30 protein-coding genes are annotated in these 25424 nt (G+C 70.4%); 18 read left to right on the forward strand and 12 right to left on the reverse strand.

From position 1 onward, the window contains the following. Window positions 1–35: 35 nt before the first annotated feature. Window positions 36–830 carry a class I SAM-dependent methyltransferase gene (locus tag AB0C01_RS13370; protein ID WP_357255231.1) on the reverse strand — a complete coding sequence of 265 codons (795 nt, stop codon included), beginning with the start codon at window positions 828–830 and terminating at the stop codon, window positions 36–38. Further along, window positions 827–2041, reverse strand: a complete 1215-nt coding sequence (locus tag AB0C01_RS13375; protein WP_357571215.1) for a hypothetical protein — start codon at window positions 2039–2041, stop codon at window positions 827–829. Before AB0C01_RS13375 ends, AB0C01_RS13370 begins: the two co-directional genes overlap by 4 nt. 136 nt (window positions 2042–2177) lie before the next feature. Here AB0C01_RS13375 and AB0C01_RS13380 point away from each other — a divergent pair, with 136 nt between their 5' ends. Then, window positions 2178–3422, forward strand: a complete 1245-nt coding sequence (locus tag AB0C01_RS13380) for a histidine kinase (protein ID WP_357255236.1) — start codon at window positions 2178–2180, stop codon at window positions 3420–3422. Then, on the forward strand, window positions 3419–4159 hold the full coding sequence (locus tag AB0C01_RS13385; protein WP_357571216.1) for a response regulator transcription factor: 741 nt from the start codon (window positions 3419–3421) through the stop codon (window positions 4157–4159). The genes AB0C01_RS13380 and AB0C01_RS13385 overlap by 4 nt, the downstream gene beginning before the upstream one ends. Here the strand turns inward: AB0C01_RS13385 and AB0C01_RS13390 are convergent. After that, a complete protein-coding gene (locus AB0C01_RS13390; protein ID WP_357255242.1) occupies window positions 4128–4256 on the reverse strand; it encodes a hypothetical protein in 129 nt (42 codons plus the stop codon). The two genes, AB0C01_RS13385 and AB0C01_RS13390, sit on opposite strands and share 32 nt — an antisense overlap. A 454-nt stretch (window positions 4257–4710) precedes the next feature. Between AB0C01_RS13390 and AB0C01_RS13395 the strand changes: the two genes are divergently transcribed. Further along, window positions 4711–6117 (forward strand): ricin-type beta-trefoil lectin domain protein, encoded by a 1407-nt coding sequence (locus tag AB0C01_RS13395; protein ID WP_357255245.1) that lies wholly within the window; start codon window positions 4711–4713, stop codon window positions 6115–6117. Between the two features lie 60 nt (window positions 6118–6177). Here AB0C01_RS13395 and AB0C01_RS13400 read toward each other — a convergent pair whose 3' ends face one another. Together AB0C01_RS13400 and AB0C01_RS13405 are read right to left on the reverse strand one after the other, a co-directional pair. Continuing rightward, window positions 6178–6660, reverse strand: coding sequence for a GNAT family N-acetyltransferase (locus AB0C01_RS13400; protein WP_357571217.1), 483 nt, complete (start codon window positions 6658–6660; stop codon window positions 6178–6180). 169 nt (window positions 6661–6829) lie between these two features. Continuing rightward, on the reverse strand, window positions 6830–7363 hold the full coding sequence (locus tag AB0C01_RS13405; protein ID WP_357571218.1) for a hypothetical protein: 534 nt from the start codon (window positions 7361–7363) through the stop codon (window positions 6830–6832). A gap of 90 nt (window positions 7364–7453) precedes the next feature. Here AB0C01_RS13405 and AB0C01_RS13410 point away from each other — a divergent pair, with 90 nt between their 5' ends. The 6 genes from AB0C01_RS13410 (at window position 7454) to AB0C01_RS13435 (ending at window position 13444) form a co-directional block, all read left to right on the forward strand. Next, window positions 7454–8809: a glycosyl hydrolase family 18 protein gene (locus tag AB0C01_RS13410; RefSeq protein WP_357571219.1), complete on the forward strand. Its 1356-nt coding sequence runs from the start codon at window positions 7454–7456 to the stop codon at window positions 8807–8809. A 115-nt stretch (window positions 8810–8924) separates the two neighbouring features. Next, complete coding sequence (locus AB0C01_RS13415; protein WP_357571220.1) at window positions 8925–9467, forward strand: RNA polymerase sigma factor; 543 nt, start codon at window positions 8925–8927, stop codon at window positions 9465–9467. Continuing rightward, window positions 9464–10291, forward strand: a complete 828-nt coding sequence (locus AB0C01_RS13420) for a hypothetical protein (RefSeq protein WP_357571221.1) — start codon at window positions 9464–9466, stop codon at window positions 10289–10291. The genes AB0C01_RS13415 and AB0C01_RS13420 overlap by 4 nt, the downstream gene beginning before the upstream one ends. Next, a complete protein-coding gene (locus AB0C01_RS13425; RefSeq protein ID WP_357255259.1) occupies window positions 10288–11160 on the forward strand; it encodes an ABC transporter ATP-binding protein in 873 nt (290 codons plus the stop codon). The genes AB0C01_RS13420 and AB0C01_RS13425 overlap by 4 nt, the downstream gene beginning before the upstream one ends. Next, window positions 11157–12758 (forward strand): hypothetical protein, encoded by a 1602-nt coding sequence (locus tag AB0C01_RS13430; RefSeq protein WP_357571222.1) that lies wholly within the window; start codon window positions 11157–11159, stop codon window positions 12756–12758. The genes AB0C01_RS13425 and AB0C01_RS13430 overlap by 4 nt, the downstream gene beginning before the upstream one ends. Continuing rightward, entirely contained in the window at window positions 12746–13444 is a 699-nt protein-coding gene (locus AB0C01_RS13435) for a hypothetical protein (RefSeq protein WP_357571223.1), read from the forward strand. Before AB0C01_RS13430 ends, AB0C01_RS13435 begins: the two co-directional genes overlap by 13 nt. On the opposite strand, the gene AB0C01_RS13440 is transcribed toward AB0C01_RS13435, so the two are convergent. Next, window positions 13428–14159, reverse strand: coding sequence for a GAF and ANTAR domain-containing protein (locus AB0C01_RS13440; RefSeq protein ID WP_357571224.1), 732 nt, complete (start codon window positions 14157–14159; stop codon window positions 13428–13430). The two genes, AB0C01_RS13435 and AB0C01_RS13440, sit on opposite strands and share 17 nt — an antisense overlap. A 419-nt stretch (window positions 14160–14578) precedes the next feature. Between AB0C01_RS13440 and AB0C01_RS13445 the strand changes: the two genes are divergently transcribed. Then, on the forward strand, window positions 14579–15286 hold the full coding sequence (locus AB0C01_RS13445) for a GAF and ANTAR domain-containing protein (protein ID WP_357255268.1): 708 nt from the start codon (window positions 14579–14581) through the stop codon (window positions 15284–15286). A gap of 127 nt (window positions 15287–15413) precedes the next feature. Further along, window positions 15414–15842: a VOC family protein gene (locus AB0C01_RS13450; RefSeq protein ID WP_357255270.1), complete on the forward strand. Its 429-nt coding sequence runs from the start codon at window positions 15414–15416 to the stop codon at window positions 15840–15842. Between the two features lie 85 nt (window positions 15843–15927). On the opposite strand, the gene AB0C01_RS13455 is transcribed toward AB0C01_RS13450, so the two are convergent. After that, a complete protein-coding gene (locus AB0C01_RS13455) occupies window positions 15928–16197 on the reverse strand; it encodes a hypothetical protein (protein WP_357255272.1) in 270 nt (89 codons plus the stop codon). Between the two features lie 65 nt (window positions 16198–16262). Next, on the reverse strand, window positions 16263–16670 hold the full coding sequence (locus AB0C01_RS13460; RefSeq protein ID WP_357255274.1) for a RidA family protein: 408 nt from the start codon (window positions 16668–16670) through the stop codon (window positions 16263–16265). A 62-nt stretch (window positions 16671–16732) separates the two neighbouring features. Here AB0C01_RS13460 and AB0C01_RS13465 point away from each other — a divergent pair, with 62 nt between their 5' ends. The 3 genes from AB0C01_RS13465 (at window position 16733) to AB0C01_RS13475 (ending at window position 18978) form a co-directional block, all read left to right on the forward strand. Next, window positions 16733–17401 carry a TetR/AcrR family transcriptional regulator gene (locus tag AB0C01_RS13465; protein WP_357255277.1) on the forward strand — a complete coding sequence of 223 codons (669 nt, stop codon included), beginning with the start codon at window positions 16733–16735 and terminating at the stop codon, window positions 17399–17401. Window positions 17402–17521: 120 nt separating this feature from the next. Then, a complete protein-coding gene (locus tag AB0C01_RS13470) occupies window positions 17522–18256 on the forward strand; it encodes a hypothetical protein (protein ID WP_357571225.1) in 735 nt (244 codons plus the stop codon). A gap of 77 nt (window positions 18257–18333) precedes the next feature. Next, complete coding sequence (locus AB0C01_RS13475; protein WP_357571226.1) at window positions 18334–18978, forward strand: alpha/beta hydrolase; 645 nt, start codon at window positions 18334–18336, stop codon at window positions 18976–18978. Window positions 18979–19029: 51 nt separating this feature from the next. Here the strand turns inward: AB0C01_RS13475 and AB0C01_RS13480 are convergent, their stop codons facing one another. Next, complete coding sequence (locus tag AB0C01_RS13480; RefSeq protein WP_357255285.1) at window positions 19030–19434, reverse strand: helix-turn-helix domain-containing protein; 405 nt, start codon at window positions 19432–19434, stop codon at window positions 19030–19032. A gap of 54 nt (window positions 19435–19488) precedes the next feature. Between AB0C01_RS13480 and AB0C01_RS13485 the strand changes: the two genes are divergently transcribed. Then, window positions 19489–20304 (forward strand): alpha/beta hydrolase, encoded by an 816-nt coding sequence (locus tag AB0C01_RS13485; RefSeq protein WP_357571227.1) that lies wholly within the window; start codon window positions 19489–19491, stop codon window positions 20302–20304. Window positions 20305–20349: 45 nt separating this feature from the next. Here the strand turns inward: AB0C01_RS13485 and AB0C01_RS13490 are convergent, their stop codons facing one another. The 3 genes from AB0C01_RS13490 to AB0C01_RS13500 form a co-directional block, all read right to left on the reverse strand. Beyond that, a complete protein-coding gene (locus tag AB0C01_RS13490; RefSeq protein WP_357571228.1) occupies window positions 20350–20847 on the reverse strand; it encodes a hypothetical protein in 498 nt (165 codons plus the stop codon). Then, window positions 20847–21365: a SigE family RNA polymerase sigma factor gene (locus AB0C01_RS13495; RefSeq protein WP_357571229.1), complete on the reverse strand. Its 519-nt coding sequence runs from the start codon at window positions 21363–21365 to the stop codon at window positions 20847–20849. Before AB0C01_RS13495 ends, AB0C01_RS13490 begins: the two co-directional genes overlap by 1 nt. Window positions 21366–21489: 124 nt before the next feature. Continuing rightward, window positions 21490–22206: a hypothetical protein gene (locus AB0C01_RS13500; protein ID WP_357571230.1), complete on the reverse strand. Its 717-nt coding sequence runs from the start codon at window positions 22204–22206 to the stop codon at window positions 21490–21492. 290 nt (window positions 22207–22496) lie between these two features. Between AB0C01_RS13500 and AB0C01_RS13505 the strand changes: the two genes are divergently transcribed. From AB0C01_RS13505 to AB0C01_RS13515, 3 genes are all read left to right on the forward strand, one after another. Then, window positions 22497–23702 carry an esterase-like activity of phytase family protein gene (locus AB0C01_RS13505; RefSeq protein WP_357571231.1) on the forward strand — a complete coding sequence of 402 codons (1206 nt, stop codon included), beginning with the start codon at window positions 22497–22499 and terminating at the stop codon, window positions 23700–23702. A 106-nt stretch (window positions 23703–23808) separates the two neighbouring features. Further along, window positions 23809–24648 (forward strand): helix-turn-helix domain-containing protein, encoded by an 840-nt coding sequence (locus AB0C01_RS13510; RefSeq protein WP_357571232.1) that lies wholly within the window; start codon window positions 23809–23811, stop codon window positions 24646–24648. Between the two features lie 65 nt (window positions 24649–24713). After that, window positions 24714–25295, forward strand: a complete 582-nt coding sequence (locus AB0C01_RS13515; RefSeq protein ID WP_357255308.1) for a dihydrofolate reductase family protein — start codon at window positions 24714–24716, stop codon at window positions 25293–25295. Window positions 25296–25424 lie beyond the last annotated feature (129 nt).

A 25424-nucleotide genomic window follows, 5' to 3' on the forward strand; every position in this document is an offset into this window, starting at 1 on the left:
GACCGTTGGCGGCTGCTTGTCCAGACCGGCCCGCGTCACGGCATCACCGCCGCTGCCGGTACCGCCGTCGTGAGCAGGTACTCGACCTCCAACCGGAGACGACCGCCGTCGGCCACCCCACGGTCGCCGACGAACGAGCGCAGGTCCGCGCGCAACGCCTCCCACCGGCCCTGGGCCACCAGCCGATCCCGTTCGGTGACGACGTGACCGGCGGTGTCGATGAGCAGGCTGGTCGCCGCGTCGGCGTTGGCGAAGCTCAGGCCCAACCGGTGCACGACGGTCGACGTGATCCGCAGGTCGGCGTCTGCCAGGATCTGGCCGACGAGCGTGCGGTCACCCCATCGGCTCGGTGGGGCGCCTCCGGCCGGAGGCGGCGGTAGATATCCGCCGAGCACCTGGCCCATGGCCGGCAGCAGACTGCCCGGTGTCCAGGCGGCCAGCAGGACCCGGCCCGAGGGGGCACACACCCGGCTCAGTTCCCGGGCCGCCGCTTCGTGGTCGTTCGCGTACATGACGCCGAACACCGACAGGACCACGTCGGCCGCATCATCGGGAAGCGGCAGGCGACAGGCGTCCGCGACCTGCCAGTCGACCGCCAGGCCGTCGTCCGCGGACCGACGCCGGGCCAGTTCCACAAGCGCCGGCTCCAGGTCCACCCCGACGGTACGGGCTCCGCACCGGGCGGCCAGTATCGCCGCGTTGCCCGTACCGGTGGCCACGTCGACCACCTGTTCACCCGGCCGTATCGCGGCGGCCGCCACCACCGTTTCGGCGACCGGCATCAGCCGCCGCGCCATGGCCGGATAGTCGCCGGCAGCCCACGTGGTCACGGATGCACTCTCCCATGGACCCGTGGGACGGCGGTCGGGACAGGTGTGCACACGCGGCATTCGGGGCGTCGCCGGTACCAGTAGGCGAGGGTGGCGGCGGCGAGCAGGAGCCCCCAGAGCGGGAAGGGCATCAACAGGACCAGGAGATGTTCCGAGAGGTCGGTTCCGGCCCCGAAGGACTGCTGTACCAGCGAATGGCCGGCGATGCACATCATGAGGGCCACGATCAGGCCGGGTATGACCGCCGCGTGGACGGGTACCGGGCGACCGCCGACAAACGGCAACGAGCGTGGGAAGACCTCGCCGCGGGGCCGGATCAAGCCGAGAGTCAGCCAGGTGCCTGCCTCGCCGGCGACCGCGAGGGCCAGTCCGAAGATGCGGAGACCGGGGTGTGCGGCGAGGGTCTCGGCGCTTTCCCCGATGGGCCAGGGCGTCAGCCAGCTCAGTCTGGTCACCACGTACGGCAGGGGGCACAGGGCGGCGGCCCAGGTCAGGACGCGACCCCAGGACGACGCCGCCGCTGGTGTCGTCCACGCCGCTCCCGGGCGTCCACAGGACTGGCAGTGGCCGCGGTGGTGCCGCAGGAGACGGACCAACACCGCAGCCCAACAGGCGCCGACGGCCAGGGATCCGAACACGACGAACGGTCGGTAGCCGATCGGTTCGGCGTCGCGGGCGATGTAGCCCAACCACAGCAGCAGCGCGACGAAGGCTGCCGCTCCGACGGTGATGCCACCGGCGCCCGCGGCGCGACCGCTGCGTGGCCTCGCGGACCTGAACAGGCGCGTGGCCAGTGCGGCGGTGATCGCGGCAGGCACCGCCAGCGTCATCAGGTACGCGGTGATGGTGAGCACCTGGATGTCGGGAACCAGGAAGCCGAGCAGCGTCGCCGCGACGGCGGCGACCACGATGCCGCCGACCCGGACCGCCGCGCCGACCCGGCCGCTGCGGAGCAGACCGGCCAGCGCCAGCCCGACGACGCCGGCCGTCAGGGCGAGCGCGACAGCCGTGTCCGACGGTACGTAGGTCATGAGGGAGAGGTCCGCGAACCGGTCCTGCGGGCCGAACGGGTAGCTGCTCGGGCGCAGCCACCACAGGACCCCGACAGCGACCAGCAGGAGGGACCCGACCAGGACGCCGGCCTCCGGCCAGCCGGCGACATATCGATGGTGTCGTGATGCCGGTACGTCATCCGTCAGTGCTGCGTGCATCTCTGTTCTCCCCGTGGGTGAGCCAGCCACGCCCGTGACCGGCATCGTGACGCCAGCATCGCCGCGCTCAGGAACCCCTCGCCATCTGCCGATCGGTAGATACCGGTCGGCAGCGCGATGCGGTTACGGTGACCTCGTGATCTCGCTGAACGCCCTGGGAGCCCGGTACGGGCGGGTGTCCCGCAGCCGTACGGCACGAGCGAGTACGGCGATCGGCGCCTGCCTCGCTGTCGTCGTACCGGCCGGGGTCTGGGGTTCGGGCGGCCACCCACCGCTCGCCCTCGTAGCCGTGCTGGCCCTTGCGACGCTCGCCGGGCACGCGGCGATCTGGCCGCGCGCCCGGCACCTGACCGGCGTGAGCAGCGTCGTGGTGTCCGTGCTGTCACTCGGCGCGGTGGCGCTGTGGCACCACGCCGGCGCTCCCATGCCGGCGGGGCCGTGGCCCCTGCTGACCACGGCAGTCCTGGTCGCCTACCTCGCCCTGGTCTGCCGGATGGCCACGTCCCGCATCTCGACACTGACGGTCGCCGTGGCGATCCTCGCGGAGAGCGTGCTGGCCGTTCCGATCACCGGGGCCGCCGAGCTGGGCTGGCGCGACCGCGTCGCCGTCTGCGTCTTCTGGTCGCTGGCCGGGTTCGCCGGCATCGCCGCCGGTCGGTACCTGCGCCGCCTCGACGAGGCCCGGGTACGCGCCGTCCGGCTGGCTCGCCGGGCGCAACGCGTCCAACTCGCCACCGACCTCCACGACTTCGTCGCCCATGACGTCAGCGCGATGGTGATCCAGGCGCAGGCCGGACGGATCCTGCTCGACGAGGGTGTCGACGTCGCCGAGGTACTCCAGGCCATCGAGGCGGACGGCACCCGCGCGTTGAACGCGATGGATCGCACCATCCGGCTGCTCCGGGAACTTGAGGATGTCGCTGGCGCGGTCCGCACGCCCTTGCCGGATGCCAGCGAGTTGCCGAACCTGATCCGGCGGTACGCGGCCGCCTGGGACGGACCCGTCACCGTCGCTGTCGATCCGGGGCTCGAGTCCTCGTTGCTGCCCGAGGCGAGCACGACCGCCTACCGCGTGGTTGTCGAAGCGCTCACGAACGTGCGCCGCCATGCCCACCCCGGGGCCGCCGTCGACGTACGGCTGCACCGCAGGCTCGAAGGCGTCACCGTGGCCGTGACGAACACGTCACCCACCGACCAGCGGAGCCCCGCACCGATGCACAGTCGGCGCGATCCGGTACGACGGCGCAGCGGCACCGGGCTGAACGCCCTGGCCGAACGAGTCGACATGCTCGGCGGCACGCTCGACTACGGGCCGCAGTCGCCCGCTGGATGGCAACTACGTGCCGACCTGCCCGCCGACGTGCTGCGGACGACAGCATGACCATCCGCGTACTCCTCGCTGATGATCAGCACTCCGTCCGCTTCGGGTTCCGCACCATCCTGGGGGCCGCCACGGACATCGAGGTCGTCGGCGAGGCCGCCGACGGTGCGACGGCGCTGACCCTGACTCGGCGACTGCGTCCCGACGTCGTCATCGCCGACATCCGCATGCCCGGGATGGACGGACTCGAACTGACACGCAGGCTGTGCGCGGCAGACGCTCCCGTCGCGGCGCGCGTCGTGGTGGTGACGGCCTACGATCTCGATGCCTACGTGCACACCGCGCTCCGCCACGGCGCCAGCGGATTCCTCGTCAAACACTCCGGGCCGGCGCTTCTCACCGAGGCGGTTCGCGCCGCGGTGGCCGGCGACGCGTTGATCAGCCCCACCGTGACGGTTCGGCTGCTCCGCGAACTCTCCCGGACCACGATCGCGCCCGCCCGCAAGCCGGAACCCGCGCTGTCCGACCGCGAGATGGAGGTCGTCTCCCTGGTGGCCGACGGTCTGACCAACCCCGAGATCGGCGCCAGACTGTTCATCACCACGGGAACCGTCAAGACCCACCTGGCCAGCGTCCACCGCAAGCTGGGCGTGCGGAATCGCGTCGGCATCGCGCAGTGGGCGTGGGAGACACGCGCCCACACCCGGATGCCGGGCGAGCAGCGCCAGTCCCCCGTCGGCGTGCCGGGCCGACCGGTCGCGCGTGCTACTTGCTCCGGGAGCGCAGGAACAGGATGACGACGATGGCCACCACGACGAGGACGAAGAAGCCGATCAGCACCGGTTGGGAGACCGGCGTCTTCGGACCTCCGACCACGGCAAGGTTGTCCAGCATGGCAGTCTCCGTCCACTGAGGAGGTACGCGTTCGGGACTGTCCCCTTCCCAGAATGCGTGGCGCGCAACCCACTCCGACGCGGGGAGCAGACCGAGGCGCCGCGACCGCCTCGCTGGTGTCCCCCGGTCGAGCGCGACACGCTCCCCGACCTCCCGATCCGTAACAGGCCCGAAACTACCGGTTGAGAATCCTGGAACTTCGTGCCAGCCTGAGAGCCATCGATGAGTGTGAACGTTAACGCTAACGACCCGTGGTTTTCGCTCTCACCACCGGAGGATCAGCATGATGTCCCCGGACCCGTCCCACCGGGCGCACCCGACCACTGACGCTCACATCTTCCGGAACGACGGCGGTAATTCTGCTCCGAGGGCGCCCGGCCCGGGTCTGCTGACGCGGCAGCACTGACGGACGGACAACGCCGGGGCACCCACCCACCACCAGGAGGTACCAACCATGCGCGGACATGCGAACCACCCCCCACCCGAGGAAGACAACCGGGTGTCCTCCCGTCTTCGCGGACGGCTGCTGAAACTCGCCGCCGCGGGGATCGCCGCCGCAGTCGCGATGTTCACCCTGACGATGACGACCGGATCGGCATCGGCCGCCGACAACCCGTACCAGCGAGGCCCGGACCCCACCCGGACCAGCGTCACCGCCGTGAACGGCCCCTTCGCCAACACGTCGGTGAGCGTCCCGACCGGGTACGGCTTCAACGGCGGCCGGATCTACTACCCGACCGACACCAGCCAGGGCACGTTCGGGGCCATCGCGATCTCGCCCGGCTACACCGCGTTGTTCTCCGCCGAACTGGCCTGGATGGGTCCGTGGCTGGCCTCCCACGGCTTCGTCGTGATCGGCATCGAGACCAACAGCCGTAACGACTTCGACACGGCCCGAGGCACCCAGTTGCTCGCCGCACTGGACTACCTGACCCAGCAGAGCCCGGTACGCGACCGGGTCGATCCCACCCGGTTGGCGGTCGCCGGTCACTCGATGGGTGGCGGTGGCGCACTGAGCGCGGCCATCCGGCGCCCGTCGTTGAAGGCAGTGGTCGGCATCGCGCCGTACTCGCCGTCGTCGAACCTGGCCAACGACCGGGTGCCTACGATGATCTTCGCTGGGCAGGCGGACACGGTGGTCACCCCGTCCTACGCCACCGGCCTGTACAACAGCCTCCCGGCCACCACGGAGAGCGTCTACGTGGAGGTCGCCGGCGCGGATCACGGGTTCATGGTCGGACGGTCGAACCCGGTGATGGTCCGCACCATGCTGCCGTTCGTCAAGATGTTCGTCGACAACGACGCCCGGTACAGCCAGTTCCTGTGCCCGTTGCTGGACTCCAGCGGCGTGGTCACCTACCGCAGCACCTGCCCGTTGCTGCCCTCGACGCCCACCAGCCCGACGGCGACGCCCACCAACACGCCGAGCCCCACCAACACGCCGACCCCCACCGCGTCGCCCTCCGTCCCGCCCACCTCGGCCAGCGAGATCGTCGGGACGCAGTCCGGCCGGTGCGTCGACGTACCCAACGCCGCACGCACCAACGGCACCCGGGTACAGCTCTGGGGCTGCAACAAGCAGACCAACCAGGCATGGACCTACACCGCAGGCAAACAACTCCAGGTGTACGGCACCATGTGCCTGGACGCGGCGGGCTCCGGCAACGGCGCGGCGGTGCAGATCTACGGCTGCCACAGCCAGACCAATCAACAGTGGAACGTCAACTCCAACGGCACCATCAGCAGCGTCCAGTCCGGACGATGCCTGGACGTCTGGAGCACGGCCAACGGAGCCCAGATTCAGCTGTACGACTGCCACGGACAAACCAACCAGCAGTTCCGGCTCGCGCCCCTCGCGTAGGGATCGCGGCCGGACGGAAACGGGCGGGCTCGGCGTCACGCCGGGCCCGCCCGGATCAGATCAGAGCTCCCGGTAGTAGACGGCGATCGGCAGCGGAGTGCAACCAAGTGCTTCGTACAGGGCTCGGGCGGGGGCATGGAATCCGTCCCCGCCCGTGCCGATCATGACGACCTCGGCACCGAGTTCCCGCATCGCGGCGAACGCGTGCTCGCACAGCACGGTGCCCGCGCCGAGCCGGCGGTGCTGCGCGGACACGGCGAGGATCGTGACGCTGGCATTTCGGCGCTCGGGTTCTACTGCCCAGGCCACGTAGCCGGCGACGGCACCGTCGATCTCAGCGACCGCGACGTACCGGTGCTCGGCGGGGTCGTGGAGCCCGGCAACCTGCTTGACGTAGTCGTCGCGCCACGTGCCGTGCTGGTTGGCGAAGACCGCCTCGCCCACGAGGGGGCGGAAGGAGTCCTCGTAGAACGGCCCGAACGTCTCGATTGTCAGTTCGGTGAGCCGGGCCAGGTCATGCGGAACAAACGAGCGGATACGCATGTGAGTGTGCCTCTCAAGCCGAGGATCTGAAAGCCAACAAAACGGGCATCAGATGGCCGGCTGGCGGCCGGAACGGCGGCAAGCCGACCCTCAGCGGCGGGTACGCCAAGCGGCGAAGCAACACATGGTCGAAATCCTACCGGGCACCGCAACGGCAATCGCGTCCCTTCTAGAGGGAGCACCAGCAGTACAGGCCCTCACCCGCGTCCCGGGCGCGCTGCGCGAGGGCGGTGACCTCCTCGATGACCGGGAGCATCTCGTCGTCGGGTAGCGGACCGCTCCGCGCCAACTCCTCGACCCGCCCCCACCGCGCGGACAACTCCGGCATCTGCGGCGTGGCGATGGAGGCGAGGGTGTCCCGCGTGGCCCGATCGAGCGACATCAGCCACGGCCCCTCCTGCTCGTCCTCGCTCCACACCAGCTCGGTACCGATCAGGCTCGCGTTCCAGTCGACCTGGCGCACGAAACCCACGAGCTGGCCGAGGATCACCGTCGGCTCGATGCCCTTCAGATCGACCGCATCCACGGCCGCGCCGCCGTGACCGACGGCGAGCGGCCCGCCCTCGAAATCCTCCACCAACCTGACAGCCGCAGCGTCGTCCTCGGCCCGGAAGTAGTCGTACAGCACACCCATGGCGTGCACTCCACCACAGGGGTACGACAGCAGATGCCCCACGCCGATCCCGCCGCCGAACTCCCCCACTTCCTCGAATCTGTAAACAACCCTTGATATTAAACTTCACGAACGTCAATATGTGGAGGTCGCGGGTCGTCGAAGCCTGGGGAGTGAGCCATGAGGAGCCGTCGGATTTTCGCAGTGGTGGCCGGGGCGGCGATGACCGTCACGGCAGCCGTCGCCTTCGTCCCCAGCAGCATGGCGGCCGTGTCCTCGGCGGATGCCGTGCCGATGGTCGCCTGCACCGCCCCGGCCTGGGCCGAGGGCACCACGTACCAGACGGGCGCCCAGGTCACCTACGGCGGCCGGCTCTACCAGGCACTTGTCACCCACACCGCGCACCCCGGCGCCGGCTGGAACCCGGCCGCGACCCCGTCGCTGTGGCGTGACCTGGGCGCGTGCTCGGGAAGCACTCCGCCGCCCACCACCGCCCCACCGACCACGGCGCCACCCACCACTGCGCCACCCACCACTCCACCCCCGACCACACCGCCCCCGACCACGCCACCCCCCACCGGCGGGACCTGCGCGGTGAAGTCGCGGCCCACCGGCAAGGTGTTGCAGGGCTACTGGGAGAACTGGGACGGCGCCTCCAACGGCGTACACCCCGGTCTCGGCTGGATCCCGATCACCGACAGCCGGCTCAGCCAGCACGGCTACAACGTGATCAACGCGGCGTTCCCGGTGATCCGCGCGGACGGCACGGTCCTCTGGGAGAACGGCATGGACGCCGGCGTCAAGGTCGCCACCCCGGCCGAGATGTGCCAGGCCAAGGCCGCCGGCGCCACCATCCTGATGTCGATCGGCGGAGCCGCCGCGGGCATCGACCTGAGTTCCACCGCGGTCGCCGATCGGTTCGTCGCGACGATCGTGCCGATCCTGACGGCGTACCACTTCGACGGGATCGACATCGACATCGAGACCGGCCTGACCGGCAGCGGCAACATCAACACCCTGTCCACGTCGCAGGCGAACCTGATCCGGATCATCGACGGCGTGCTGGCCCGGATGCCGTCGAACTTCGGCCTCACCATGGCACCGGAGACCGCCTACGTCACCGGCGGCAGCGTGGTCTACGGCTCGATCTGGGGCTCGTACCTGCCGATCATCAAGAAGTACGTGGACAACGGCCGGCTCTGGTGGCTGAACATGCAGTACTACAACGGCAGCATGTACGGCTGCAACGGCGACTCGTACCCGGCGGGCACCGTGCAGGGCTTCACGGTGCAGACACAGTGCCTCAACAACGGCCTCACCATCCAGGGCACCACCATCCGCGTGCCGTACGACAAGCAGGTCCCGGGCCTGCCCGCACAGATCGGGGCGGGCGGCGGCCACCTGTCGACGTCGCTGGTCTCGCAGGCCTGGAACTCCGTGCCCGGGCTGAAGGGCCTGATGACCTGGTCGGCGAACTGGGACGGGTCGAAGGGCTGGACCTTCGGCGACAACGTGAAGCGCCTCCAGGGCCGCTGACGGGTCACGTCGCCGGGCCCCCGCCAGCCGGCCTTCCGGCAGGCGCGGGCCCGGCGATTCAGGAGGCCGTGCCAGGATGGCGAACCGAAACTCGGTGCCGTTGCGATAGGTAGGCATGACCGCCCAGGACGACGCCGACCTCCTGGCCCTGACCGCAGGCGGCGACCGGAACGCGTTCGAGGCGTTCTACCGCCGGCACGCGCCATGGCTGCGCCTGCGCCTGTGCTACCGCTGTGCCGACGAGGCCCTCGTCGACGACGTCGTGCAGGAGACGTTCCTCGCCGTGTGGACCGGCGCCGCCGCCTCCTTCCGGCCCCGCGACACCGACCCCGCCGCCTGGCTGTGGCGGATCGGGTCGCGCCGGCTCATCGACGCACTGCGTCGCCGCACGTCCCGCGACCGGCTCGGCCGGCTGCTGGCCCGCCTGGGCGGCCGGGACGAGTCGTCCGCCGAGGAGCAGGTGCTCATCGGCCTCGAACACGGCGACCTCGGCGGCGCCCTCGCCCGCCTCTCCCCGGAGTTGCGCGCGGTCATCCGCGCCACCGTCCTGGACGGCCTCTCCACCGCCGAGGCCGCCGTCCTGCTCGGCATCCCCGCCGGCACCGTCAAGACGCGGGCGATGCGGGCCCGCCGGCAACTGCGAGAGGAGTTGACATGACCTGGCACCTGCTCGACGAGGACCTGCGCGCCTACGCCACCCGTACCCTCGCCGCCCCTGGTCTGTGGTCCACGGAGGCGCACCTGGCGGCGTGCGGTGAGTGCCGCGAACGCCTCGCCGCCGCCGCGACCGCCGACCTGCGGTGGGCGATCGACGAGGGCTGGGCCCGCCTCGACGCCTCCCTGGACGCGCCGCGGCCGGGGCCTGTCGAACGGTTGATGATCGCGGTCGGCGTTCCCGATCACACCGCGCGGCTGCTCGCGGCGACGCCCGCGCTGCGGCTGTCGTGGCTCGTGGCGATCGCGGTCACGGCCGCGTTGACGGCAACGATCGCCCTGTTCACCGACCCGGTCGTGTTCCTCGCGGTCGCCCCGCTGTTGCCGCTGGTCGCGGTCGCGATGTCCTTCGCGCCCGGCATCGACCCCACCTACGAGATCGCGGTGGTCGCTCCGATCCGCTCGTTCCGGTTACTGCTCTTGCGGTGCCTCGCGGTCCTGTCCGCGACCACCGCGCTGTCCGCCGTGGCCAGCCTCTTCATCTACGAGTACGGGCTGCGCGCGACCGGCTGGTTCCTGCCCTCGCTCGCCCTGACCGTGCTGTCGGTGCTGCTCTCGGCTCGGCTCGGCGCGGGGCCGGCCGCGGTCGTCGTCGGCGTCGGCTGGGCGACGGTGGTCGCCGCCACCTTCGGCGACCGGCTCGTCTTCACCCTGGCCGGGCAGGTCGGCGTCGTGATCGTCGGCGGGATCGCCGCCGTGGCACTGGCCCGTCAGCGCGGCACCTACGACCGCCACCACGTCCCCCACCTGTCGAGGAGAATGTCATGACTGCCGTTCAGGCAGACGGTCTGGCGCTGCGGTACGGGCGCACCACCGCGCTCGAGGACGTGTCGTTCACGCTGCGTACCGGGGTGACCGGGTTGCTCGGCCCGAACGGTGCGGGCAAGACGACGCTGCTGCGGATCGTCGCGACCGCCCTGCCGGCGGGTGGCGGCACGCTGCGGGTCTTCGGCCACGACCCGAGCACGCCACCCGGGCGGCTCGCGGTCCGGCGCCGGCTGGGCTACCTGCCGCAGGACCCCGGCTTCCACCCGTCGTTCACCGCGTTCGAGTTCGTCGACTACGTCGCGATCCTCAAGGAGCTCACCCACCGGACGGCGCGGCACACCGAGGTCGCCCGGGTGCTCTCCGCCGTCGGCCTCGACGACCGCCGACGGTCCCGGATCCGGACCCTGTCCGGCGGCATGAAGCAACGGCTCGCGCTGGCGGCCGCCCTGGTCGGCGACCCGGACCTCGTCATCCTCGACGAACCGACGGTCGGCCTCGACCCGGAGCAGCGGCTGCGGTTCCGGGAACTGATCGCCGACCTCGGCGAGCACAAGACGGTGCTGCTGTCCACCCACCAGACCGAGGACGTCATGTCGCTGTGCCAGGAGGTCATCGTGCTGGACCGGGGCCGGGTCCGGTTCGAGGGCACCCCGGCCGAGCTGGCCGGGCTGGCCGCCGGCCGGGTGTGGACGAGCGCGGCGCGCCGGGCCGGGACGTTGGCGTCGTGGCGGACGGGCACGGGGCTGTACCGTCACGTCGGCGACCCGCCAGCCGGGGCGAGGCTGGTGGAGCCGTCGATCGAGGACGGCTACCTGACGCTTGTCGGCGCCGGCGCCGAGGCGTCCGCGGTCGCGGGCGGTGCGCGATGACCGCGACCCTGACGGTCGCCACGCCGGCCCGTCCGACGCCGTCGTCCACACCCGGGCGTCGGCGAGCGCTGCTCGCACTCACCCGGTTCGAGTCGGTCCGGATGCTACGACACCCGCTCACCGTCGCGGCCGCGCTGCTCTTCCTCGGCCCGTGGCTGTGGGGCTCGTTGTCCGGCTCGGCCAACCGATATCCGGTGCTCCCGGACGAGCTGATCACCATCCAGCTGCTCGCGCTGCCGATCCTCGGAGGGTCGGCGCTGATCGTGGCGAACCTCGTCACCCTGCGGGCGTACCGGCACCACGTCGATGCGTCCTACGACGTGCTGGTGCTGCCGCCAGCCTGGCGGGTCGGCGGGTTCCTGCTGGCACTGCTACCGCTGGCCGGCCTCAGCCTGCTGCTCGTGGGCGTCCGGGTCGCGGTTTCCGCAGTGCTCCCGGGTGCGGCCGGAAGCGTCGACGTCGCCGCCCTGGTGACCCCGGCGGCGCTGACACTGCTCCTCGGTGCGGTCGGGGTGCTCTCCGGCGTCCTGATCCGCTCCCTGCTGATCGCCCCACTGCTCGTCCTGCTCGTTCTGGTGCTGGAGTTCACGGCGATCACCATGACCCTCGTCGGGACCGGCTGGCGGTTCCTGCTTCCGGTCTACATCAGCGAGTTCGCCGTCCCGGTCCCCGCCGGCGTCTCCGAGCGGCCCTCGGCCCGGCACCTCGCCTACCTGGTCGGGATCACCGTGCTGCTCGTCGCGGCCGTACTGGCCCGGGCCACCGCGCGGCGGTCGGTCGTCGCGGCCGGGCTTGCCGTCGGGCTGATCCTCACCGTCGGCGGAGGGGTGACCCAGTCGCTACCCGACCCGGGCATGGCGGCGGCCCGCGCGACTGTCGAAGACCGGCCGGCGAGCATCCAGTCGTGCGTCAGGCGCGGCGACGTCACCTACTGCTACTTCGACGGGTTCGATGGGTTCGTCCCCGGGTGGGAGTCGGTGGTGACCTCCGTACGCGCGGTGGTGCCGGACAGCGCCGCCTCGTCCGGACCACCGCTCGCGGTGCGGCAGCGGGCCCTCGTCGAGGAGATCTCGGCCGGGGGCGCCGGGTCCGTCGCCGAGGCCATGCAGGTGGTGGCCGGCTGGAAGGTCGATGACGCGGCGGCGGGCACCCCGGAGGCGGTCCGGGTCGACACCGCGTGGGGCGACGATCGGGCAGCCGCCGCCCTGGCCGCCGAGGTTGCCTACCGGCTGATGGCCGCGAAGGCGTACGACGGGGGGAACTTCCTCTGCGGGGCGCAGGCCGCGCTCCTGGTGTGGCTGGTCGGGCGGGCGTCGCCGACCACCCTGGCCGGGATGCGTTCGCTGGACGAGACGAGCACCGGCGCGCTCGTCTTCAGCGACACATCGGGCCTGTACGGCATCTTGGCGCCCGACCGGGCGGCGGCACCGGCGATGGAGCTGCTGGAGCGGCAGTCCGACGAGGTGCCGTCGCTGGTCGAGCGACACTGGGCCGAGCTGACCGCGCCCGAGACTCCGCTGGAGCGCTTCGGTGCCATCTTCGGGGTGCCGGTCCAGCCGCTCGCGCCGGACGACGAAGCGCTGCCGTGCGTCCCGTGAGCGGCGTACCCGCCATCGGCTCGTCGAGGCAGGCGGCCGGCCGGCTCGTGCCGAGGCGGGGTGGACGACTGCGGACGGTGGCGGCGCTGGTCTGGCCGACGCTGCGGGCGACGCGGATCTCGCCGCTGCTGGCGGCCGGGGTCGTCGGTGCGGCGATCGTGACCCCACCGGCCGTGACCGGCTCGGTCCTGCCTCCCGACGAGCACATCACGTTGCTGCGGTTGGTGCTGGCCTGCATCGGTCTCGGCGTCACGTTCGCGCTCGACGACGCCGCGAAGCCGACCACGGAGACCCTGCCGGTTCCGGCCTGGCTCGGCGCACTGCTACGAGCGGTCCCCGCCGCGGTCATCGGTGGTGCGTGCTGGGCGGCGGCGTTGCTGGTGACGCGGTCCGGGCCGGAGACCGCTTCGTTGCCGTACCCGGACCTGACCCGTGAGGCTGCGACCGTCGCGGCGGTCGCGTTCCTCGCGTCGGCAGTCGGCTGGCGACGGTCGCCGCGCGGGATCGCCAGCCCACTCGCCGCCCCGATGCTGCTGCTGGGGATGGCGGTGGTGGCGCTGCTGCCGGCCTCGGTGGCTCTCCTCGTCGGCACCGGCGACGGCTGGAACGCGGCCCACGACCGCTGGATGTACCTCCTGGCGGGGACACTGGTGGCGACCGCCGGGGTGCTCACGGCCCGCCGGTGACCTGGGCGCGGCTGACAGCCGTGCGGTCCACCAGGGTACGAGCGACGTCGCGGACCGTACGCGTGGTGTTCCGCGCCGTCGTCGTCAGGACGGCGAAGGCCTCGTCGGCCGTGCAGCGCCGATCGCCCATGATGATGCCCTTCGCCTGTTCGATGACAGCTCCACTGTCCATGGCGGCGTCGATGTGTCGGGAGAGGGTCGTCCTGGCGTTGTCGAGGTGGTCGTTGGCGATGGCGAGACTGGCGTAGCTGGCGAAGGTCTGCGCCACGGCGATGGTGTGATCGTCGAAGGCGTGGGGTTCGGTGGCGTAGAGGTTGAGTGCTCCGCCGATGGTGGCGTGGATCGGCAGGCCGATGGACAGGGAGCTGTGGGCTCCCGCGCGCAGCGCGCGGGCTGTCCAGTCCGGCCAGCGGCTCTCGGTTGCCATGTTTGTGATCGACTCGATGGTGGTGGCGGCGGCGGCTTGCAGGCAGGGGCCGTGGCCCAGCTCGTACTGCGACTCGTCGAGGGCCAGGGCGAGGCCACCGGTGCAGGCCGGGGTGTGGGCCTCCTTGCCCTGCACCAGGCTGACCGACGCCTCGGTGACCTCCGGGATGCTGAGTCCGGTGAGGTCGACGACGCGCTGGAACACGTCGCGAAGGCTGGTCTTGCCGGGCATGATCCGCCCAAGCTCCGCGAAGGCGTTGCTGGGCTCGATGGGATGGCTGTACGCCATAGGCGTGTCCTGAGAAAGGCGCACCGATCGGCCCTCGGTGGGCGCCGGTCTGCGTAGGTTGCTGTAGCCCTCCAGAGGGGAGTCCTAGACCTACGCCGCTTCTTGACGATGGTTCGGTCGACGGTTGCTGGCGTCGACTACAGACCCCTCACCATACGCGCGCCGTGGCGAACCGGTTCCTGGACCGTACGAGCCGAGCACGGGCCGTGGCGGTGGGCAGGGGCGCAGGCGGTGGGTGACAGCCGGCGTTCGGGCACGGATATGCTGTGGCCCTGTGGCACGGTGCCTTGGATGGGCGTCGTCGAGACCAGCGTCAAAAAGCGGCGCGGATCCCGGACTCCGGATCAGGAGTCCTGCAGCGATCCGCGCATCCCACCAGATGCCTGGTGGTGGTACGCGCCCTCGTTAAGGACGCCTTGATGACGCACGTCGCACCCATGGACCCGCACGAGGCGTTCGCCGAGCTCGGCCGCATCCGACTCGCCGACATCGACCTCGACGTCCTGCTGGACAAGATCGCGCAACTGGCCAAGCGCACGATCCCCGGGGCCAGCGAGGTCAGCGTCACCCTGCTGCACGGCAACAAACCGCACACCACCGCGTTCACCGGCGACCTCGCCCTCGTCCTCGACGAGAAGCAGTACGAACGTGGCTACGGTCCGTGCCTGCAAGCCGCGGAAAGCACCTCCAGCCTGATCGTGCCGGACACCGGCAGCGAGCAACGGTGGCCCGGCTGGGCCCACGCCGCCGCCGAGGCCGGTGCGCACAGCTCCCTGTCGGTCGGCCTACCCGTGCACGAGCACGTCACCGGCGCCCTGAACATCTACGCCACCGCCCCCGCAGCCTTCGACGACGACGCGATCACGATCGCTCAGACGTTCGCCGGGTTCGCCGCCGTTGCCCTGGCCAACGCCCACCTGTACGAGACCCAGGCCACCCTGGCCGGGCACATGCAGAAGGCGATGGAGAGTCGGGCGGTGATCGAACAGGCCAAGGGGATCCTCATGGGTGAGCGCCGCTGCACTCCCGAGGAGGCCTTCGCCGTCCTCAGCAAGCTGTCCCAGGACACCAACCGCAAGCTGCGCGACGTCGCCTCGGCTCTGGTCGAGAACGCTCATCGCCGCTGACGGCCGTAGCGGCGGCACGACGTAAGCCCGATCACTCCCGGCGGCGAGCGGAACCAGCGAAGGGCGGGCCGGACCGGCCGGGCGCGACGATCAGAACGTGCACAATGGGCGTTCGGAGGTGATCGATGTGACTGACGGCAAGAAGGCCCCGAAGCTGTGTCAGGTGGTGCTCGACTCCACCGATGCCAGGTCGCTCGCGGAGTTCTATCGGTCGTTGTTGGGCCTGGTGTACAAGCCTGGTCACGAGCCGCCGGAGCCGGGGCAGGCGGACGAGCGCGGTCGCGACTGGCTCGTGCTGAGGACCACCGACGGCGCCCCGCAACTAGCCATCCAGCAGGTGGACCAGTTGCCGCCGCCGACGTGGCCGGACGGTCAGGTGCCGCAACAGCTCCATCTGGATCTCAGCGTGGCCTCGATCGAGGAGTTGGAGGCGCAGCACGACCGGGTGTTGGCCCTCGGCGGTCGGCTGCTGTCCGATCAGAAGGACGGTCCCGACGAACCGTTCCGGGTCTACGCCGACCCGGCCGGGCACCCCTTCTGCATCTTCGTCACCTGACGAGGAGCCGGGCCGCTCCGACCGCGCGACGCGGGGGCCGACGAGCCACTCGGCCTCGACCAGCGGGTACGGGGTGGATGGGCGGTTACGCCTCGGCATCGGGTCGGCTGTGCACCACCAGCTCGTCGATCTCCAACCGACCGACGCGCAACTCCCGCACGACTGCCCGGCGGATCGCCAGCCGCCCGATAAAGAGCGCCCCCACGGCCACAGCCCCGACGGCCAGCGCCCCCACGGCGAGGGCGCCGACCGACGCCGCACCCGCAGCCCGGGCGCCCGTCGCCACCGCGCCCGTCGCCACCGCGCCGTTGGCGCGCGTCCCGGTGATCCGCATCAGGCGTACCTCTCGCTTCATTGCCCCATTGTGTACCGCTGGCCGCAACGCTCCCCCAGGCCCGGCCGGGCCTCCACAGGCGAAGGTCAGTCCAGGACCGCGATGGCCTCGACCTCGACCATGAGGTCCGGCTCCCCCAGCGCGACGACGCCGATCAGGGTGATCGGCTTGGTCGGGTCGACGCCCAGCTTCGCGGCCGCACGCCCGACCCCCTCGCCCAGCAACGGGTACTTCTCCGGACTCCAGTCGACGACATAGATCGTCAACTTCGCGACATCGTCGAACGAGCCGCCGATCTCGGTCATCGCCCGGCCGACGTTGAGGTAGGCCTGCTCCACCTGTGCGGCGAAGTCACCGGTGCCGACCGGGTTGCCGTCGGCGTCGCGGGCCACCTGACCGGCCAGAAAAACGAGCTTGGACCCCTCCGCGATGGACAACTGCCGGTACACGTCGGGCTTCGGCAGCCCGTCGGGGTTGAACAGCTTGATAGCCATAACCACTCCTCGTCGTCAGGCACGTCCCGCGTACGATAGCAGCGCTATGTATCCTGCCCACCATGCCTAGGCCGAGAGACCCCGAGATCCGCACGATGCTGATCGCCCGGGCCGCCCACCTGCTCCGCGTCCGCAAACCGGTCACCCTCCGCTCCCTGGTCGCCGGTACGGGCGTGTCGACGATGACGGTCTACACGTACTTCGGCGGCATGGACGGGCTGTGGGGAGCACTGCGCCAGGAGGGGTTCCGCCGCTTGGCCGATCGTCTCGAGATCGTCACCGTGACCGACGATCCGATCCGCGACCTCACGGCGATGGGAGCCGCCTACGTGTCCAACGCCGCAGCCGATCCCGATCTCTACCGGGTCATGTTCGACGACGGGTTCGCACTCGACGACCCGGCGCAGGCCGACGGGACGCTGCTGCACCTGGTCCACGCCATCGAACGCGCCAAGTCCGCCGGCCGGCTACGTCCGGATGTCGATCCGACGGACCTGGCGACACAGAGCTGGGCCATCGGACATGGCCTGACCTCGCTGATCACGTCCGGCCCGCTGCCTGTCGAAGCCTTCGCGCTCGGCGTTCCCATGCTGACCGCCATCTACGTTGCCCACGGCGATGACCCCGGCCGCTGCCGGCGGTCGGTCGCGCTCGGCTGGAGCGAGATCGACACCCCACCGGACGCCAGTCCGCCGGTCCCCGGAGGCGCTCCGGCGAGGCAGCGGGGGTGAGCCCCGCACTTCACAGGCTGACCGAGGCCGCAGTTGCGGGCATGCCGGCATGTCCCTGCGTCCGTCAACACCACTTGCTACCGTGACCGTCCCTACTTCCGTCGTGGGATGTGCGTGACGATGACCAAGGTTCTCCGGCTGATCGGATACTGGGACGGTCCGGCGGTTTCGGAAACGCTGCCCGATGTCTGCGACTTTGTGACCGCCGACGCCAACGTCACTCTGCGACGGGCTGTGGCGGCGTACCTCCGATCCGGCACGGTCTTCACCGCCACCGCGGGCGTGTCCGTCTGCCGACTCTGTGGTGCCGCGAACGGCAGCACCGAGCAGACCGACGGAGAGCATTTCGTGTGGCCTGAGGGCCTGGCCCACTACGTCGAAGAGCACGACGTCCGTCTGCCCGACGAGATCGCTGCTGTCGCTCTCTCCGGAGTGGCTGCACCTGTCGACTCCGAGTGGTTCGAGCACGCGGTGCTGGAGACCGGTGAGCTGAGGATCGATGAGGACTGGTGGCGTGGCCTGGCCGGGGTGAACTCTGCTGGCCCTGGCACCGAACATCTGCCTGGCTGTCGAAGAAGCGAGTCGACGGCGAGTTGGGACCTGCCCACCAGCGCCGACATCTACGTCGATCGGGTGCCACCGGAAGCCGTGACGACTCTGGTCCAGCTCCGACGACTGCTCGGCGCCCCATGGCCGTTCTCCGGCCTTCGCGACCTGCTCGCCTCCCAACCATTCCTCGCCGCCGTCGGCGACCCGTCCATGCTGTCTCGCACACTGACCGGGTCACCAGACCTCCGGCCGTATCTCTTCTACCGCGCGGAGGGTGGGCTCGTGCCAGTGTGGTCCGATACCTGAACGTCGCCAACCCTGCTGCACGACCGCGCGCTCACATCGGGCGGCGGCTGTCGTACCCGGGTGTGAGGCTTCGGGGCATGGCGACTTTCGTACTGATCCACGGAGGCGGCGGCAGCGCCTGGGACTGGCACCTCCTCGGTCCTGAGCTGACCAGCCACGGCCACGACGTGGTGACACCGGAACTGCCGATCGAGGACAAATCCGCGGGGTTCGCCGAGTTCTCACAGACGGTCGTCGACGCGATCGGTGACCGGAGCGACCTCGTGGTCGTCGGGCACTCGTACGGCGCGTTCACCGCACCGCTCATCGCCGACAAGCTACCGGTCCGGCTGCTCGTCCTGCTCACGCCGATGATCCCCAAGCCCGGGGAGCGACCCGGTGACTGGTGGGCCAACACCGCCTACCGCGGCGCGGAAGGGCTCAGCGAGGAGCAGCAGTTCTATAACGGCGTGCCCGCCGACATCGTCGCCGAGGCAGCGGCACACACCAGGGACCAGGTCAGCGCGGAGGGCAACGAGCCATGGCCCCTGCGCGCCTGGCCAGACGTGCCCACGACCGTGCTCATCGCACGCGAGGACCAGTTCTTCCCGGCCGACTTCCAGCGCCAGGTGGCCGCCGACCGGCTCGGCATCGTCCCCGACGAGATCGACGGCGGCCACGCGGTGGCACTCAGCCACCCACAGCAACTCGCCGACCGGCTTACGGCGTACCCGCTGCGCTGACGGCGGGCCAAGGCCGTCCCGGTACGAACCCGCGGGCGCCTCAGGGCGCCACTACTGGTCAGCTCTGCGACGACTTGCTTCGATGGTTGACACATGCTGCTCGGCCCATGCCCGGACCGCTGCCAGCGGGGTGTCCAGGGACAGACCCAGGTCGGTGAGCGCGTAATGGACACGCGGCGGCACGGTCGCCTCGACCCGGCGGGTGACCAGACCGTCACGGCACAGGCTCTGCAGCGTCTGCGACAACATCTTGTTCGACACTCCAGGGGCACGGCGGCGTAGTTCCGCGAACCCGAGCTCCGCCGGATGACTCTCCGCCAGCACCTTGATCAACATCGACGTCCATTTGTCGCCGATCCGGTCGAGCAGCTGTCGGGTCGGGCAGGCTGGGCTGAAAAGGTCCCCGGTTACCCCGGGCTCACCAGGTGACGCGAAAGTGCTGTCTTGCCAAGTCATCAGGCATCTCCCATGGTAAGCAGGTAACCAATGGTAACTGCCAGGAGGTCAGACGTGGAGTTGCGCAAGATCCGAACCAACGGCACCGAGCTGAACGTCGCCCTGGATGGCGCGGGTCCACCGGTGCTGCTGATGCACGGCTGGCCGCACACCTGGCAGGTCTGGCGCGAGGTGCTGCCGCTGCTGAATGGGAGGCGCCGCGTCATCGCACCAGACCTGCGAGGGCTCGGCGACAGTGCTCGCGCGGAGGACGGGTTCGACGCGGCGACCGGCGCCGCCGACATGCTCGGCCTGCTCGACGCGCTCGGGGTCGAGCAGGCCGAGGTCGTGGCCCTGGACGCGGGCGTACCCGCCGCCTTCCTGCTCGGCGCCCTGCACCCGGCCCGGGTGCGTCGCCTGGTGCTGATGGAGGCGGCACTGCCCGGCCTGCCTGGTGGCTTCCCGACACCACCGTGGTGGTTCGGCTTCCACTCGGCCCCTGGGCTGGCCGAGACGGTGCTCGAAGGCCACGAGGCCGCGTACCTCGACTGGTTCCTCCTGGCCGGCACCTTCGAACGTCGGGGGGTGCCCCCGGAGATCCGAGACGCGTTCGTCAGCGCGTACACCGGTCGTGAGGCGCTGCGTTGCGGCTTCGGCTACTACCGCGCCGCCGAGCAGAACGCGGCAGCTATCGCCGCGACCGGCCGGCTGACCACGCCCACCCTGGCCGTCGGCGGCAACGTCGTCGGCGACCTGCTCTACCGGCAGCTCGCCCCCATCGCCGACGACCTGTCCGGCGAGCTGATTCCCCGCTGCGGCCACATCGTGCCGCTGGATCGCCCGGACGTCGTCGCGCAGTTGCTCGGCGTCGACCCCGTTACGTCCCGTTAGCCAGGCAGCGCATCCGCGCGGACGTGGTTCCCTCCGGGCAGGCGGTCAGGGGGTGCAGAACGTCGCCGGCTCGGTGAGATCGAGGTCCGTGCAGTCCCAACCGTTGCCCTGGTCGTGGTATCGCCAGCCCGTGCCGGCCGTGTGATGGAACAGGTAGATGACGCTGCTGGCGTCCGGCCGTTGCACGTCGGCAGCCGCCCACGTCTCGACGCACTCCACGTCCCGGGGAGCGAAAGACCAGCCTTCGGGCAGCTCGACCAGGTTCCCGAGGGTCTGCGTCGACGGACACCCGAGACCCTGGGACCCGGCACTGGTGGGGGCGGAGGCGGGTGGCGATGGGGTGTCGGACCGGCGGTTGGCGGCGACGGCGACCGTGGCACCGATGGCGAACACCACAGCCACGGCCGCGGCGCCGGTGGTGACCGCCATTCGCCGCTGCGCCTGCCGCGATGTGCGCAGGGCACGCTCGTACATGTCAGCGGTGCCGCCGTGCTCGCTCAGATCGGCCATGGCCTGACGCAGCGGCCCGAGGTCGTCGGTCATCAGGCCTCCTCCAGCACAGCCGACAGCAGCTCAGGCGCTATCTCCCGCATACGCGCCAACGCCTTGCTGGTCTGACTCTTGATCGTGCCAACCGAGCACTGCAACAGTTCCGCGGCCTCAGCCTCGCTGCGGTCCTCGAAGAACCGCACCACCAGCACGGCACGTTGCCGCTGGGTGAGGCGGCCGAGAGCCTGGTGCAAGGCCAACTTCAGATCAGTACGACGAGCATGATCACTGCCAGGCTCAGCCACGTCGGCCAACTCCCCCGGCAACGACTCAGCCACCTTGCGACGCCGCCACCAGCTCACATGCTGGTGGTACATCGCGGTACGGGTGTACGCCTCGAAATGCCCCGGGTCATCCAACCGACGCCGACCCCGATGGGTACGGGCCAGCGCATCCTGCACCAGGTCCTCGGCGAGGTGCCGGTCACCGGTCAGCAGGAACGCCGTCCGCAGCAACGCGGGAGAGCGGGTCCGAACGAACTCACAGAAAAGATCGTCAATGGAGTCCGCCATGCCCCGCTCGTTCCCCCCACGTACCCAAAGTCCTTCAGGCAGCGGCGGCGTCGATGCGGCCAGTTGACTGTGGGACACACCGTATCGGGTGTGCCCCCACAGCAAGCGACCGCGGTCTACCCGATCAGGAGATGCAGAACGGCGCCTCCTTGAGGCCGAGGTCCACGCAGTCGTAACCGCTGCCGTCGCCGCGGTACTTCCAGCCCGTACCGGCCACGAAGTGGAACAGGTACCAACCGTCACCGGCGGTCGGGCCCTGCGGATCGGCTCCCGCCCAGTCCTCGACACACTCGACACTGCCGAACGTCCAACCCTTCGGAAGCTCGACCAGCTTCTCCAGGGTCTGCGCCGAAGGGCACGGGACACTCGCGGCCGCACTGGTCGCCGGCTTCGACGCCGGCTTCGGCGCCGTCTTCACCGGATCCGAGACGCAGAACGGCGCCGGCTCGCTGAGGCCGAGTTCCTTGCAGTCCCATCCGCTGCCCTGGTCGGAGTACTTCCAGCCCGTGCCGGCCACGAAGTGGAACAGGTAGACGCCGTCGCCCGTGCTCGGGCCCTGCGGATCGGCCGCCGCCCAGTCCTTGACGCACTGCACAGTGGTGAGAGACGAGCCCTTCGGCAGCTCGACCAGCTTTTGCAGGGCCTCCACCGTGGGGCACTCGGCACTCCCACCCGCCGGGGCGGCCACCGCGGACGACGCACTGGGGGCACCGGTGGCGGGGGCGGCGGACGTCGGAGCAGACGCGGTCGGGCTGGGGCCAGGTGCCGGCTTGGCGCCGCAGGCGGGGAGTGCGAACAGGACGGCGGCGAAGGGCAGGAGCAGAAGAGGACGTACAGACATTTCCGGACCCCTATGGATCGTGGCGATCGTCGCTTACACCCGGGTACATGCGATCCGCCGCCCGCAGGTTGCCGTCAACCACAAAAGATCTTCAGAAAGTTTCCGGCGACCCCGTCCGGACGGCACCGGTCGTGCGATCGTCCGGCACGCCGGTGTCGCCTCGAAGGGTCACCGCACGGTTCGGGCGCGGATGCCCGTTGGCCAGTCCGAGTTCACCGCGTCTCTCTACCTTGCCATCGGATCACCGCCGAGACGTAGGTGGTCCTTCGCTCCCGACGAAATGAGGATTGATGGCGGTAAGCAAGCGGGTGGGCCTGGGTGCCGCGGTGGCCGCGCTGATCCTGACGTTGCCGGGCGCCGCGTCCGCAGCCGAGCAGAGTACGCGGAACCGAGCCGAGCTGATCAAGTTCGCCATGCTGCCGGCGGCGACGTTCGTTCCCGGTAGCGAACCATCCGGCTCGTCACTCGGCACTGCCCCGATCAACGGCATCACCCCGCCGTTCGCCGACCAACCGGTCCAGGGGTTCAGCGGCGTCCTTCGCAACGCCGACGGCACCTTCGACGTGTTGTCCGACAACGGTTTCGGCAACAAGGCCAACAGTGCCGACTTCCTGCTGCGTGTCCAGCGGGTCGCGCCCGGCTTCGCCAGCGGCGCCGTCGACGTTGTCGGCGGCATCAACCTGACCGATCCGTACGGCAAGGTTCCGTTCGCCCTCACCCGCGCCGACCGCGTGCTCACCGGTGCCGATTTCGACGTCGAGTCGATCAGTCGGACGGCCGACGGCACGTACTGGATCGGTGACGAATTCGGTCCGTACCTGCTGCACTTCGACCGCGCGGGCCGCCTGATGCAGGCGCCGGTGCCACTGCCGGGCGTGTTCGCCCCGGAGAACCCGACCCGCGGTACGACCCCGGCCAATCTCTCCAGCAGCAAGGGCTTCGAGGGCATGGCCCAGTCACCGGACGGGGCCACGCTCTATCCGCTGCTCGAGGGCACGGTCGCGGGCGACCCGACGGGCACACTTCGGCTCAACGAGTTCGACGTCAGGACCAACACCTACACCGGTCGGCGCTGGACGTACGCGCTCGACGCCGCCGACCACGCGATCGGTGACGCGATCATGGTCGACCGCGATCGCTTCCTGATCATCGAACGGGACAACGGCCAGGGTGAGACGGCGAAGGTGAAGAAGATCTACCTGGCCGACAAGCGCGACCGGAACCGGGACGGGCGCCTCGACAAGACCCTCGTCGCCGACCTGATGAACATCGCCAACCCGCGGCACGTCGGCGGTTTCGGTAGCACCTTCACGTTCCCGTTCCAGACCATCGAGGACGTGGTGATCCTGGACGACCGCACGATCGCCGTCCTCAACGACAACAACTTCCCGTCCTCCTCGGGCCGCACCGCCGGCCAAGCGGACAACAACGAGTTCATCGTGATCAAGCTGGACCGCGGCCTGGATGCCGACAAGCGCATCCTGCGCCGCTACTGACCCGACACCAGGGGTAATCCATCTCCACGGCAGGCCTGGGACAGCTCATCGAGCGGCTGTCCCAGGCCTGTTCGCCGGCGGGCGGGGACGTGGCGATACTGTCGGCATGAGGTACGTGTCCAGAGTGCCGCGACCCCCGCTGGACGCGCTGGTCGACGACCTCTACTACCTGGAGGGCGCGCCGCCGTACGCCCGGCTGATGCTGCCGCCGATGCCGGGGGCGCTGCTCATCGTCAACCTCGGGGCACCGTTCCACATCCGCGCCGGCACCGACATCGAGACGGCCGCGTACGCCGACGGCTGCGTGGTCACCGTACCCACCCGCGCGCTGGAGTTCGGCTACCCGCTCCACACCCGGTCGGTGGGCGTGCACGTCAAGCCGTGGGGGCTGGCGCCGTTCCTGCCGATGCCCGCGGCCGAACTGTGTGACCGGCCGGTGACGGTGGAGCAGGTGTGGGGCCGACCCGCCGTTGCTGAGTTGCGGGATCGACTGGACGCGGCGGACGGACCGCGCGAGATGCTGACGCTGCTCGAGGAGGAGCTGATGCAACGGCTGCGCGAGACGATCGGCCTGGGGCTGGTCCGCCACACGAGCAGCGTCATCGCGGCGACCGGCGGGGCGGTGGCGATCGGCGACCTGAGCGTGGCAGCCGGTGTCAGCAGCACCCATCTGGCACAGCGGTTCAAGGAACTCGTCGGCGTCACGCCGAAGCGGCTGGCCCGCACCCAGCGCTTCGCCGCCACCATGCTCGCGATCGACTTCGCCGCACCGATCGACTGGGCCGACGTCGCCGGCGGCGCCGGCTACTTCGACCAGGCCCACTTCGGCCACGAATTCCGGGCGTTCACCGGGCTCACACCGACCCGGTACGCCGAAGTCCGGCGGCGCTTCCTGCGCGAACATCCCGGCCACACGCTGGACGGCTGGCCGCTGCCGGCCGATTGATTTCTTACAAGAGCCGCAGCTCACGACACGCTAACTTGAGGGCACCCCGAAACAGAGGAGAGTCCGTGGGCAAGGTGGTCATGTACAGCTCGGTGTCGGTGGACGGCTTCATCGCCGACGCCAACGACCAGCCCGGACCGCTGTTCGACTGGTTGCTCAGCGGTGACGTGCCGTTGGACGAGAGCGGCGCGTTGAAGGTGTCGCAGATGTCGTACGACTACACCCGGCCGTACTGGGACCAGATCGGGGTGACGATCGCCGGCCGCCACGTCTTCGACCTGACCGACGGCTGGGACGGGAAGCCTCCGAGCGGGGTCGACCACGTGGTCGTCGTGACGCACCGGCCGGCGCCCGAGGGCTGGGACCCCCAGGCGCCGTTTCGCTTCGTCGACGGCGTCGAGGCAGCCGTGGCCAGGGCGCAGGAGCTCGCGGGTGACCGCATCGTCGAGGTCGCCGCTGGCGACGTCGGTGGCCAGGTGCTAGCCGCGGGCCTGGTCGACGAGGTGCGCATGGACGTCGTACCCGTCGTGTTCGGGTCCGGCAAGCGCTACTTCGGGTCGGTCGACGCGCAGCACCTGTTGGAGGACCCGGACGTGGTGATCCAGGGCAACCGGGTGCTCCACCTGCGCTGTCGGGTGCGCAACTGACCGACGGTCGCGGGGGGGGGGGGGGGGGCCCCCCCCCCCCCGGGGGGGGGGGGCGGGGGGGCGGGGGGGGGGGGGGGGGCGGCGCCCCCCCCCCCCCCCCCCGACAACAAACCCCGCAGCGGGTATAAA

The organism is Micromonospora sp. NPDC048905 (assembly GCF_040649655.1).
In the GTDB taxonomy this organism is placed as follows: domain Bacteria; phylum Actinomycetota; class Actinomycetes; order Mycobacteriales; family Micromonosporaceae; genus Micromonospora.